Consider the following 13,023-nt stretch of genomic DNA (forward strand, 5'->3'; position numbering starts at 1 on the left):
GTGTTTCTCCAAGAACGCCGGGCTTCCCGGCGCGTACTGCGATCGATGCTGTTGAAACCACTTTAGGGCTGGGGCGTGCGCCGGACCATTCGCCGGTGGCACAACCAGGGGTCGGCAGAGTGACTAGACACCCGGGCGGGCCGGACTAGCCGGTCCCGGTCCCGGTCCCCATCCGGCCGTCAGCACGGCACGGGCGCGTTGCGGCGCGCGTAGTACCACCAGGTGATGACCATGCAGGTGGCGTAGAAGGCGATGAAGCAGTACAGCGCGGTCTGCACGCTGCCCGTCATCTCCAGCGACGTGCCGAAGCTGCGCGGAATGAAGAAGCCCCCGTACGCCCCGATGGCGCCCGAGAAGCCCAGCACCGCCGCCGATTCCTTGGCGGCGTCCGCCGTGGCCTGCTTTTGCGCGGCCGGCCCCTTGCCCTGGGCGGCCTGCGTGCGCTCACGCAGGAAGATCACGGGGATCATGCGGAACGTCGAGCCATTGCCCACGCCGGTCAGCGCGAACAGCACGATGAACATCGACAGGAAGCCATTGAAGTCGCCCGCGCGGCCGGCGGCCGGCAGGAACATCATCACGCCGGCCACCGCGGCGATCATCCCGGCGAAGGTGAACAGCGTGACCCGCGCGCCGCCCAGCTTGTCCGAGATCCAGCCGCCCACGGGGCGCGTCAGGGACCCCACCAGCGGGCCCAGGAACGCATAGGCCATCGGGTTCACCGTCGGGAACAGGGTCTTGGTCAGCATGGCGAAACCCGCCGAGAAGCCGATGAAGGACCCGAAGGTGCCCACGTACAGCCAGCACATCAGCCAGTTGTGCTTGCGCTTGAAGATCACGGCCTGGTCGGCGAAAGAGGCGCGCGCGTCGGCGATGTCGTTCATGCCGAACCACGCCGCGATCGACGCCAGCGCGATGGGCAGCACCCAGATGAAGCCGGCGTTCTGCAGCCACAGGTTCTGCTGCGCGCCGTTGGCCGTGATGACCTGGGGCTCGCCGCCGGCCACGCCGAAGACGCCCACCGAAATCACGACCGGCACCACGAACTGCACCAGCGACACGCCCAGGTTGCCGATCCCCGCGTTCAGGCCGGTGGCCAGGCCCTTCTTTTCCTTGGGAAAGAAGAAGCTGATGTTGGCCATGCTGGAACTGAAGTTGCCGCCGCCCAGGCCGCACAAGAGCGCCAGGATCAGCAGCGTCGGGAACGAGGTGGTCGGGTCGCGCAGGGCAAAGCCCATGCCCAGCGCCGGGATCAGCAGCGAGGCGGTCGAGATGGCCGTCCACTTGCGGCCGCCGAAGACGGGCACGAGGAACGAATAGAAGATGCGCAGCGTGGCGCCCGACAACGCGGGCAGCGCCGTCAGCCAGAAGAGCTGGTTCTTGGACAGCATGAAGCCGGCGCGGTCCAGATTGACCACGACCACGCTCCACAGCATCCAGATGCTGAACGCCAGCATCAGCGCCGGGATCGAGATCCACAGATTGCGGTTGGCGACGCGCGCGCCGGTCTGTTTCCAGAAACCGGGATTATCCGGCTCCCAACGCGCAAGAACATGAGTGGACATGGGATTCTCTCAGGGGGTGGGGGTGGGTCAGGCGGCTTGCTGCCGGGCGATGGCCGCGCTTTCGGGCCGGAAACTGAAATGCATGAAGACGAGCGAAACGCAGACGGTGCCGTACAGCAGCATGAACGCGCTGGAGCGAATGCCCGTCAGGTCCAGCAGCACGCCGAACATGATGGGGAGCACGAAGCCGCCCAGGCCGCCGGCCAGGCCGACGATGCCGGACACGGCGCCGATGTTGCCGCTGAACTCATCGGAGATGAACTTGAAGACCGAGGCCTTGCCGATGGCCATGGCGATGCCCACGATGAACAGCAGGATGGTGAACGTGACGGGGCCCAGGGCGATACCGAACGAGCGCGGGCCGCCGGCGGTCAGGATGGTGAATTCGGTTTGCGGGTAGCTCAGGATGAAGAACGCGACCCAGCACACCCACATCACCCACCACGTGGTCTTGTAGGCGCCGTAGCGGTCGGAGATCCAGCCGCCCAAGGCGCGCAGCACGCCGCCGGGCAGCGAGAAACACGCGGCCAGCAGCGCGGCCAGCTTCATGTCGAAGCCGTACTCGCCGATGTAGTACTTGGTCATCCAGAGCGCCAGCGCCACGTAGCCGCCGAACACCACCGAGTAGTACTGGCAGTAGCGCCAGACGCGCGGGTCCTTGAGCATGGCGAACTGGGCCGACAGCGACGCGCCGCCCGCGACGCGGTGCGAGGGATCGGACGACGAAAACAGCCAGAAGAGGATCGCGGTGACCAGCAGCGCCACGGCGTACACCTGGGGCACGATGACCCAGGCGCCGCCGGCGGAGGCGATCAGCGCGGGCGCCACGAACTTGGTGATGGCCGAGCCGGAGTTGCCGGCGCCGAAGACGCCCATCGCCAGGCCCTGCTTGTTGCGCGGAAACCAGCGGGCCACGTAGGGCGTGCCCACCGAGAACGAACCGCCGGTCAGGCCGACAAAGAGCGCCAGCACCAGGAAGTGCCAGTACTCGGTGGCGTAGGACAGCAGCCAGATCGGCGCCACCGCCAGCAGCATCAGCACAAAGAACACGGGACGGCCGCCGTAGCGGTCGGTCCAGATGCCCAGCGGCACCCGGACGAGAGAGCCGGTCAGGACCGGCATGGCGGCCAACAGGCCGAATTGCGTTTCGGACAGGCCGAGCTGATTCTTGATGGGAATGCCCAGCACGGCGAAGATCATCCACACCGCAAAGCAGATGGTGAAGGCAAACGTACTGGATATCAGGACCCGCATCGGCGCGCCGGCCGAGGATTGATGTGCTGCCATGGTTAGTCTCGCTTTTGCTGACGAATTCCTATGTGGCTAGCCTAAGGAGGCCGCCTTCGGCTCACCATTCCCCAGCCGGCCAAAGGGGCATTTCCGATGTGCCTAGTCATGCGGGCGATCCGGCCAGGCTTGCGCTGGATCAATTCCAGCCGACACGGCGGCCGGCCGGCGGAGTTAATATGTATTTCAAATACACGTTCAAAACCGCAACCCCGCGCCGGCATGGCGCAAGGGCCAGACCATGACGACGCTGCTCTCGATCGAAGAACCCGCACGGCCCGCGCGCCGCCCGCCGCCCTCCTGGGCCGCTTTCACCGAGATGGGGTTTCGCCCGCTCTACCTGGCCGGGTGTTGCTGGGCGCTGATTTCCGTGCTGCTGTGGGTGCATGCGCCCGCGCGCCTGACGGGCGTGCTGAACGGCATGTTCTGGCACGCGCACGAAATGCTGTGGGGCTTTGTGGCGACGATTGCCGTGGGCTTTCTGCTGACGGCGGGGGCCAACTGGACCGGCAGGAACCCGCTGCGCGGCAATCCGCTGGCCGTTCTGTGCGCACTGTGGATCGTGGCGCGCGTGGGCTACCTCGTGCCCGGCCGGCCCGCCTTCCTGGTCGCCGCGGCGGCCGATGTGCTGTTCTTCGCGTGGGCGGCCGGCGCGCTGGGACGCGCGGTCGCCGTCACGCGCAATCAGCGCAACTACGGCGTGCCCTTCCTGCTGCTGGCGCTGGGCGCGACCAACGCGCTGTATCTCTGGGCCACGGTCCAGGGCGACTACCTGACGCTGATGCGCTATTTCAACGCCGGGCTACTGTCCATGGCGGTGCTGACCCTGCTGATCGCGCGCCGCGTCATGCCCTTTTTCGCCAAGCGCGCCGTCGCCGGGCTGGACATTCCCCCCCACACTCGCAGCGGCCATTGGCAATTGGGCGCCGGCATCGTCGCCATCGCCTGCCTGTTGGCGGGCGCACAGCAGGCCGCCGCGCTGGCGCTGGCGGCAAGCGGCGCGGTCGCGCTGGTCCAGTGGGTGTCATGGAAGCCGTGGGCCGTGCGCCGCGTGCCGTTGCTGTGGATCCTCTATGCCGGCTACCTCGGCCTGGGCATCGGCTTGCTGGTGGGCGCCGCGCAACTGGGCGGCTATGTCGTGCGGCAGGCGTGGCCGGCCCACGTCATCGGCGTGGCGGGATTCTCGGTGCTGATCCTGGGTATGGTGACGCGCACCGCGCTGGGCCACCTGGGCCGCCCGCTGCAGACGGACCGCAGCATGGTCGTGAGCTACGCGCTGATGATCCTGGCGGCCCTGCTGCGGCTGGCGGCCTTGCTGCCCACGGCCGCCACGCTGGGCCTGCTGCATGCGTCGGCCACCGCCTGGGCGCTGGCGCTGGGCCTGTACCTTTGGCGGTTCTTCCCGATGATGATCCGGCCGCGCGCGGATGCCGCGGCCAGGCCGGCGGCCCCGGTCATGCGGGTGATGCCGGTGTCGCGGCCCAAGGGCGCCGATTGACGGCAGGACCCATCAACGCCGCCCTTCGCGGCGCTCCATCGCGGCGACTTCGCGCCGCATCGCCTTCACCCAGGCCTTGAGCAGCGACTCGTCCGAGAACTGCATGACCTCGTGCTCCAGCTCCTGGATGTATTCCTGGACATCCTTGATGTCGGCATCCAGCTCTTCCATCACCGTGTCCGGGTCGAAGGACGCGAACGGGTCCAGTTCATAGCGCAGCTTGAAGCCTTCCTCGGCGAACTCGACCTGGCTGAGGACCTCATCGAGCTGGGCGGCGAGCACCGTGTTGGCCTCCTGCAGCCCGCTGTCGGGAATGTCGCTGGCAGGTTGCACGACGGCCTGCAACGCGGGGTCCTGCGCGGCCTGGGCCAGCCGGTCCTGTTCGGCCTGCTGCAACGCCTGCCAGGCCGCGGCGTTCGACACGGACGGCAGCTTCACGGCGCGGGCGTACTCCAGCAATTCTTCCGCGTCCTCGTCGTCGTATTGATCCTGGATGACCTCAAGCAACTGCATGGGCGACAGCGTGTCCAGGTCGGCGTCGTCCAGGTCCAGCGCGTCGGCCAGCTCGTCGCGCGCGCTTTCCACCAGTCCGGCCAGATGCGCATCGTAGTCGGCGCCGCTGTGCTTCTTGTAGAGCGTCCTGAGCCGCGCCGTGTCGCAGCCGGCGGGCAGCTCGGTCTTGGCCGACAGCACCAGCAGTTCTTCCGCGAATTCCGTGACCAGTTCGGACACGAACTGGCGTTCGGACTTGGACAGGCCCATTTCCTTGTTCGCGTGATCAAAGCACAGCACCAGCTTGTAGCGCAGTTGGTTGAGCTTTTCTTCCAGCGGACGCAGCGCCTGCGTGTACTTGCGCTGGTATTCCGATTCAACCTGCTGCCACTGCGCCAGCCGGGCGCGCTCGGCCGCCAGCCTTTCCTGCAGGCGCTCGCATAACTCACGCGGACTTTCGAGGGATTTTTCGCCCATGGACCCACTCCTTGCAAACTCGGTATTGAAAACAGCCGCCACTCTAAACGATACCGGCGCCCAAGGCCGGCGCGATACGCGCAAACCCTGCTTGATCGTCGGCCTTAATAACGCTAATCATTATTATTAATATAGAATCTCGCCTGTCCGCTACCCCCTTGCCTGGCAGCCTTGATGTCCCTGCGCTCCCTTGCGGGCCCCTCCCCGACACGCCCCCGCCTGATCCTGATCGCCGCCGCCCTGTTGCTGGCCCTGCTGATCGGAGCGGCGGCCTGGCTCGCGGGCGACAAGGGCTCTGCTGCTCCGCCGTTGCCCAACTACGGAAAACTGCCCGTCGCGGTCAGCGTCGACGCCGCGCGCATCGGCCCGCTGCAGCGCGACCTGCACGCGCTGGGCACCATCACCCCGCTGGCGCAGGTGACCGTGCGCAGCCAGGTCGACGGCGAACTGATCCGGCTGCACTACACAGAAGGCCAGGCCGTGGCCCGGGGCCAGTTGCTGGCGGAGATCGATCCGCGCCCGTACCTGGCCGCGCTGGCGTCGGCCGAGGGCGAACTGGCGCAGACGCAGGCGCTGCTGGACAACGCCGAAGCGGACCTGCGGCGTTACCGCAAGCTGGCGCGCCAGGAGGCCGTGGCGGGCCAGCAGCTCGATGCCGCCGAAGCCCAGGTGCGCGCCTATGCCGCGCAGCGCCAGAAGCACCAGGCGCAGGTCGCCGATGCCCGGCGCCTTCTGGACCTGACCCGCATCGTCGCGCCGCACGCCGGCCGTGTCGGGCTGCGGCGCGTCGACGCGGGCAACCAGGTGCGCGCGGCCGACGTCGACGGCTTGACCACCCTGGTGCAGATGGCGCCCATCTCGGCCCTGTTCAGCATTTCGGAGACCCGCCTGGACATCCTGCGACGAGCCCAGGCCGACAACCCGGTGCTGCGCGTGCAGGCCTGGGACGCCGATGACCGCCGAATCCTTGCCGAAGGCACGCTCGAGGCGCTGGACAACCGCATCCAGGCCGCCAGCGGCACGGTGCGGCTGCGCGCCCGCTTCGACAATGCCGACGAATCGCTGTTTCCCAACCAGTTCGTGAACATCCGGCTGGCGGTGGTGCAGCGGGACAACGTGGTGACCATCCCGAGCGCCGCGGTGCAGTACGGTTCCGAGGGCGCATTCGTGTTCGTCATCGGCGACGATGCCCGGGCGACGCGCCGGGTGCTGGAACTGGGCCCGGCCAACGCCGGCCGCATCGTCGTGCTGGCGGGCCTGGCCCCGGACGAGCGCGTCGTGGTCGAAGGCGTGGACCGCCTGCACGATGGCCGCGCCGTGCAGGTCGTCGACCAGCGCATCGACCCGAACATCGACCCGCAAATCGCCCCGCACATTGCCCCGCAAGCTGCCCGGCGCATCGACCCGCAAGGCTAGCAAAAGGAATCCCGCATGAGCCTGTCGCGCCCCTTCATCCTGCGCCCGGTCGCCACGTCCTTCCTGATGATCGCCCTGCTGCTGTCGGGCCTGTTGGCCCTGCGCATGCTGCCCGTGGCCGCGCTGCCGCAGGTCGACTACCCCATCATCCAGGTGACCACGCCGTATCCGGGCGCCAGTCCCAACGTGACCGCGCGCGCCGTCACGGCGCCGCTGGAGCGCCGCTTCGGGCAGATCCCGGGCCTCAAGCAGATGTCGTCCACCAGCGGCAGCGGCATCTCGGTCATCACGCTGCAGTTCGCCCTGGACGTGCCGCTGGGCGTGGCGGAACAGGAGGTGCAGGCCGCCATCAGCGCCAGCGATTCGCTGCTGCCGAACGACCTGCCCACGCCGCCCGTCTACCGCAAGGTCAACCCGGCGGACGTGCCGATCCTGACGCTGGCGGTCACGTCCGATTCCCTGCCCCTGCCCAAGGTCTACGACCTGGTCGACACGCGCATGACCCAGCGGCTGTCGCAGCTTTCGGGCGTGGGCATGGTCAGCCTGGCCGGCGGACAGCGCCCGGCCGTGCGTGTGCAGGTCAATCCCATGGCGCTGGCCGCGCGCGGGCTGCAGTTGTCAGACGTGCAGGAGGCCATCGCCAAGGCCAACTCCAACCAGCCCAAGGGCAGCTTCGACGGTCCGGTGCGGTCCGTCATCATGGACGCCAACGACCAGCTCCAGAGCGCCGAGGAATACCGCGAGCTGATCGTCGCCTGGAAGAACGGCGCCCCGGTTCGCCTGGGCCAGATCGCCACGGTCGAGGACGGGGCCGAGGACCGCTACCTGGCCGCCTGGGTCGACAGCCAGCCCGCCGTGCTGGTGAACATCCAGCGCCAGCCCGGCGCCAACGTCATCGCGGTGGCGGACCAGGTCAAGGCGCTGCTGCCGCAACTGACCGCCAGCCTGCCCGCGGCCGTGCAGGTCCGCATCCTGACCGACCGCACCGACAGCATCCGCGCGTCGGTGCGCGGGGTGCAGTGGGAGCTGGCCTTCGCCGTGGGCCTGGTGGTGCTGGTGACGTTCCTGTTCCTGCGCAACCTGCCCGCCACCCTGATCCCCAGCCTGGCCGTGCCGCTCTCCCTGATCGGCACCTTCGGCTTCATGTACCTGGCCGGCTTTTCCACCAACAACCTCACGCTGATGGCGCTGACGATCGGCGCGGGCTTCGTCGTGGACGACGCCATCGTCATGCTGGAGAACATCGCGCGCTACCGCGAACAAGGCCACAGCCCCATGGCCGCCGCGCTCAAGGGCGCGGGGCAGATCGGCTTTACGCTGGTGTCCCTGACCCTGTCGCTGATCGCGGTGCTGATTCCGCTGCTCTTCATGGAAGACGTGGTGGGCCGGCTGTTCCGCGAGTTCGCCATCACCCTGGCCGTCGCCATCCTGATCTCGCTGGCGGTGTCGCTGACCTTGACGCCCATGATGTGCGCGCGGCTGCTGCCCGCGCACGCCCCCGCGCGGCCCGGGCTGCTGGACCGCCTGCAGGCGCGCTATGCCGGCTGGCTGGACGTGACGCTGCGCCACCAGCGGCTGACCCTGCTGGCGATGCTGGCAACCGTGGCGCTCACCGGCCTGCTGTACCTGGCGGTGCCCAAGGGCTTCTTCCCGGTGCAGGACGGCGGCGTGCTGCAGGGCGTGACCCAGTCGGCGCAAAGCACGTCGTTCGACGCCATGTCGCGCCGCCAGCAGGCGGTGGCGCAGCGCCTGCTGGCCGATCCGGACGTCGCCACCCTGTCGTCCTTCATCGGCATCGACGGCATGAACGCCACGCTGAGCACGGGGCGGCTGCTCATCAACCTCAAGCCCTGGCACGAACGCAGCGCGCCGCTGGCCGACATCATGGCGCGGCTGGACGCGCGCGCCCGCGAGGTGCAGGGCATTTCGCTCTATCTGCAACCCGTGCAGGAACTCAACATCGAAGACCGCGTCAGCCGCGGCCAATACCAGTTCAGCCTGACCTCGCCCGACAGCGCGCTGCTGTCGCGCTGGACCGCCGCGCTGATGCAGCGGCTGGCCCAGGCGCCCGAGCTGGCCGATGTGTCGTCCGACCTGCAGGGCGGAGGGCGACAGGCGTATCTGGAGGTCTCGCGCGACGCCGCCGCGCGCCTGGGCGTCACGATGGACGACGTGGCGCAGGCGCTCTACAACGCCTTCGGCCAGCGCCAGGTCGCCACGCTGTTCACCCAGTCCAACCAGTACCGCGTGGTGCTGGAAGTGGACCGGTCGATGGCGACCAGCCCCGAGGCGCTGGAACGCATCCATCTGCAGACGGAAAACGGGCAGGCCATTCCGCTGTCCGCCCTGGCCACCGTGAGCGAGCGCGCCGCGCCGCTGGCGGTCAATCACCTGTCCCAGTTCCCGGCGGTGAACCTGTCGTTCAACCTGCCGCCCGGCGGCTCGCTGGGCCAGACCATCGCCGCCATCGAGGCGGCCCGGCAAGAGATCGGCATGCCCGAAAGCGTGGAGCTGCGCCTGCAGGGCGCGGCGTCCGCCTTCCAGGCGTCGCTGTCCAACACGCTGTGGCTGATGCTGGCGGCGGTGGTGACCATGTACCTGGTGCTGGGCATGCTGTATGAAAGCGCGATCCATCCGGTCACCATTCTGTCCACCCTGCCCTCGGCCACCGTGGGCGCGCTGCTGGCCCTGCTGATCACGGGCCGGCCGCTGGACCTGATCGCCGTCATCGGCATCATCCTCCTGATCGGACTGGTCAAGAAGAACGGCATCATGATGGTGGACTTTGCGCTGGAGGCCGAGCGCACGCGCGGGCTCGCGCCCCAGGACGCGATCCGCGAGGCCGCGCTGCTGCGGCTGCGGCCCATCCTGATGACGACGCTGGCGGCCCTGTTCGGCGCGCTGCCGCTGATGCTGGCGACGGGTTCCGGCGCCGAACTGCGCCAGCCGCTGGGCTGGGTCATGGTTGGCGGCCTGCTGGTCAGCCAGGTCCTGACGCTGTTCACCACGCCCGCCGTCTACCTCTTCTTCCACCGCCTGGGCCATCGGCGCGCCCAGGCCACGCCCGCGCCCGGCGCCGAAGGCCCCGCCCCATGATCCGGGCGCTGCTGCACCGGCCGGTCGCCTGCATTTTCCTGGCGCTGGCGCTGACCCTGCTTGGCGCCGTCGCCTGGCGGCTGCTGCCGGTGGCGCCGCTGCCCCAGGTGGATTTTCCGACCATCGAGGTGCGGGCCGACCTGCCGGGCGCCAGCCCCGAGAGCATGGCCAGCACGGTGGCCGCGCCGCTGGAGCGGGCGCTGGGCAGCATCGCGGGCGTCAGTTCCATGAGTTCGTCCAGCAACCAGGGATCGACCCGCGTGCAGCTTCAGTTCGAGCTGGACCGGAACATCGACGAAGCCGCGCGCGACGTGCAGGCCGCGATCAACGCCGCGCGGGCCGAACTGCCCGCGGGCATGCCCGGCAATCCCACTTACCGCAAGGTCAACCCGTCGCAGGCGCCCATCATGGCGCTGGCGATCAGCTCCGCCACCCGGCCCGCCGGCCAGCTCTACGACCTGGGGTCGACGGTGCTGGCGCAGAAGATTTCGCAGATCGGCGGCGTGGGCGAAGTGACCCTGGGCGGCAGCTCGCTGCCCGCGGTGCGGGTGCAGGTCAATCCCAATGCGCTGGCCCACTACGGCGTGGCGCTGGACGACGTGCGGGAGGCGATTTCGGACGCCGCGCCCATGGGCCCGCAAGGCCAGCTCGATTCGGCCGCGCGGCGCTGGGAAGTCGGCACGCCCGAGCAGCCGCGCCGCGCGCGCGACTACGACAGCCTGATCGTGCGCTACCAGAACGGCGCCGTGATCCGGCTGTCGCAGGTGGCGCGCGTCAGCGACTCGGTCGAAAACCGCTACAGCAGCGGTTTCCACAACGGCAATCCGGCGGTGGTGCTGACGATCAGCCGCCAGCCGGGTTCGAACATCATCGAAACCATCGAGGCCATCAACCAGGCGCTGCCGGGCCTGCGCCAGCTGATGCCCGCCGACGTGGACCTGACCGTGGCGCTGGACCGTTCGCCGGGTATCAAGGCCACGCTGCGCGAAGCCCACATCACCTTGGCGCTGGCCGCCGGGCTGGTGATCCTGGTGGTGTGGCTGTTCCTGGGCAACGCCCGCGCGGCCGCGATTCCCAGCGTGGCGATTCCCGTGTGCCTCATCGCCACGTTTGCCGTCATGTTCGCGTGGGGCTTTTCGCTGAACAACCTGTCGCTGATGGCGCTGATCGTCGCGGCGGGGCTGGTGGTGGACGACGCCATCGTCGTGCTGGAGAACATCTCGCGCCACCTCGAACGCGGGCTCACCCCGGTCAAGGCCGCGCTGCGCGGCGTGCGCGAAGTGGGCTTCACCCTGGTCGCCATGACGGTGGCGCTGAGCGTGGTCTTCGTGTCCATCCTCTTCATGGGCGGGCTGGTGGAGCGGCTGTTCCGCGAGTTCTCCATCACGCTGGTGGCCGCCACCGTGATTTCGCTGGTGGTGTCGGTGGCCATCATCCCGGCGCTGTGCGCGCGCTGGCTGCGCCCCGCGGGCCACGTCGCGCCGCGGCCATCGCGCCTGCAGGCGGCCTTTGCCCGCGTGCACCACTGGTACGGGACGTCGCTGGCGCGCGTGCTGGGCCATGCCCGGCTGACGCTGCTGATCCTGGCCGGCGTCGTCGGCCTGAATGTCTATCTGTACGTGCAGGCCCCCAAGGGCTTTCTGCCCGTCCAGGACACCGGCCAGCTCATGGGCTTCGTGCGCGGCGACGACGGCTTTTCGTTCCAGGTCATGCAGCCCAAGATCGACCAATACCGGCAACTGGTGCTCAGGCACCCGGCGGTGCAGGACGTCATCGGCTACAACGGCGGCGGCCTGGGCATCAGCAATTCGCTCTTCCTGATCCGCCTGAAGCCCGCGTCCGAACGTCGGGAGACCTCCACCGAGGTCATCAACTGGATGCGCATGAACACCCCCGCGGTGCCGGGCGGAATGTTCTTCCTGAACGTGGACCAGGACCTGCGCATGCCCGGCGGCCTCGGCAATTCCGGCGACCACGAACTGGCCATCATGGCCAGCGACGTGCCGGCTTTGCGCGAATGGTCGCGCAAGATCTCGCGCGCCATGCAGGACATCCCCGAACTGCGCGACGTGGACGCCCAGGGCGACGGCGCCACGCAGCAGGTCGTTATCGACATCGACCGCAGCGCCGCGCAGCGGCTGGGGGTGGACATGGAGACCGTCAGCAGCGTGCTGAGCAATTCATTCAGCCAGCGCCAGGTCGCCACCCTGTACGACGCCATGAACCAGTACCGCGTCGTGCTGGAGCTGGACCCGCGCTACACCGAAGACCCCGAAGTCCTGGAGCAGGTGCATGTGGTGGCGGCGGACGGCAGCCGCGTCCCGCTGACCGCCTTTGCCACCTACGACAACGGGCTGGTCAACGACCGCGTCTACCACGACGGCCTCTTCGCGGCCGTGTGGGTGGGCTTTTCGTTGGCCCCGGGCGTGTCGCTGGAACAGGGGCTGGCCGCCATCGACGCCGCCATGGCGAAACTGATGGTGCCCTCGCACATCCAGACCCGGCTGGGCGGCGATGCCCGCAATTTACAGCAAAGCCTGCAGGACCAGCCCTGGCTGATCCTGGCTGTGCTGGTCGCCATCTATCTGGTGCTGGGCATCCTGTACGAAAGCCCCCTGCATCCGCTGACCATCCTGTCCACGCTGCCCTCCGCGGGCGTGGGCGCCCTGCTGGCGTTGCGGCTGGCGGGCATCGAATTCACCCTGATCGCGCTGCTGGGCCTGTTCCTGCTGGTCGGCATCGTCATGAAAAACGCCATCCTGATGATCGACTTCGCCCTCAGTCTGGAGCGCCGCGAAAACCTGACCCCCGAACAGGCCATCCACCGCGCCGCCCTGCTGCGCCTGCGGCCCATCGTCATGACCAACCTGGCCGGCCTGCTCGGCGCCTTGCCGCTGGTGCTGGGCATGGGCGAAGGCTCTGAACTGCGGCGTCCGCTGGGCGTCGCCATCGTGGGCGGGTTGATGATCAGCCAGTTCCTGACCTTGTATACGACGCCGATTGTGTATCTGGCGTTGGAAAGACTGCGGTTGCGCCTTCGCGCGCGCGCCAGCTTGCGTACCTAGCCTGCCATCCAGGCGGCCTGCGATCGGAACGTCGATCGTGGCCAACGAGGCTCCATACTCATATTTTGGTATGTCGCACCGCTCGCGCGGGATTTAAAAGAACGACATTGCGTGGGATCACGGGAAT

Annotated in this window: 7 protein-coding genes; 4 read left to right on the plus strand and 3 right to left on the minus strand. The window is 68.3% G+C overall.

Features of this window, described 5'->3' with window-relative positions; all coding sequences use genetic code 11:
- Nucleotides 1–179: 179 nt before the first annotated feature.
- Complete coding sequence (locus BMW75_RS07695; protein WP_092578290.1) at nt 180–1,565, minus strand: NarK family nitrate/nitrite MFS transporter; 1,386 nt, start codon at nt 1,563–1,565, stop codon at nt 180–182.
- 27 nt (nt 1,566–1,592) lie between these two features.
- A complete protein-coding gene (locus BMW75_RS07700) occupies nt 1,593–2,852 on the minus strand; it encodes an MFS transporter (protein WP_076520633.1) in 1,260 nt (419 codons plus the stop codon).
- A 241-nt stretch (nt 2,853–3,093) separates the two neighbouring features.
- Here BMW75_RS07700 and BMW75_RS07705 point away from each other — a divergent pair, with 241 nt between their 5' ends.
- Nucleotides 3,094–4,350, plus strand: a complete 1,257-nt coding sequence (locus tag BMW75_RS07705) for an NnrS family protein (RefSeq protein ID WP_092578292.1) — start codon at nt 3,094–3,096, stop codon at nt 4,348–4,350.
- Between the two features lie 12 nt (nt 4,351–4,362).
- Here the strand turns inward: BMW75_RS07705 and BMW75_RS07710 are convergent, their stop codons facing one another.
- Entirely contained in the window at nt 4,363–5,319 is a 957-nt protein-coding gene (locus BMW75_RS07710; protein ID WP_092578294.1) for a molecular chaperone DnaJ, read from the minus strand.
- A 174-nt stretch (nt 5,320–5,493) separates the two neighbouring features.
- Between BMW75_RS07710 and BMW75_RS07715 the strand changes: the two genes are divergently transcribed.
- From BMW75_RS07715 to BMW75_RS07725, 3 genes are read left to right on the plus strand one after another with little or no spacing between them, the layout of a single operon-like run.
- The gene (locus tag BMW75_RS07715) at nt 5,494–6,735 is read left to right on the plus strand and encodes an efflux RND transporter periplasmic adaptor subunit (RefSeq protein WP_092578296.1); all 1,242 of its coding nucleotides are present in this window, start codon (nt 5,494–5,496) and stop codon (nt 6,733–6,735) included.
- Nucleotides 6,736–6,750: 15 nt separating this feature from the next.
- Nucleotides 6,751–9,831: a multidrug efflux RND transporter permease subunit gene (locus BMW75_RS07720; RefSeq protein ID WP_092578298.1), complete on the plus strand. Its 3,081-nt coding sequence runs from the start codon at nt 6,751–6,753 to the stop codon at nt 9,829–9,831.
- Nucleotides 9,828–12,896 carry an efflux RND transporter permease subunit gene (locus BMW75_RS07725; RefSeq protein ID WP_092578301.1) on the plus strand — a complete coding sequence of 1,023 codons (3,069 nt, stop codon included), beginning with the start codon at nt 9,828–9,830 and terminating at the stop codon, nt 12,894–12,896. Before BMW75_RS07720 ends, BMW75_RS07725 begins: the two co-directional genes overlap by 4 nt.
- Nucleotides 12,897–13,023 lie beyond the last annotated feature (127 nt).

Origin of the sequence: Achromobacter sp. NFACC18-2, from assembly GCF_900108985.1 — a bacterium.
In the GTDB taxonomy this organism is placed as follows: Bacteria; Pseudomonadota; Gammaproteobacteria; order Burkholderiales; family Burkholderiaceae_B; genus Achromobacter.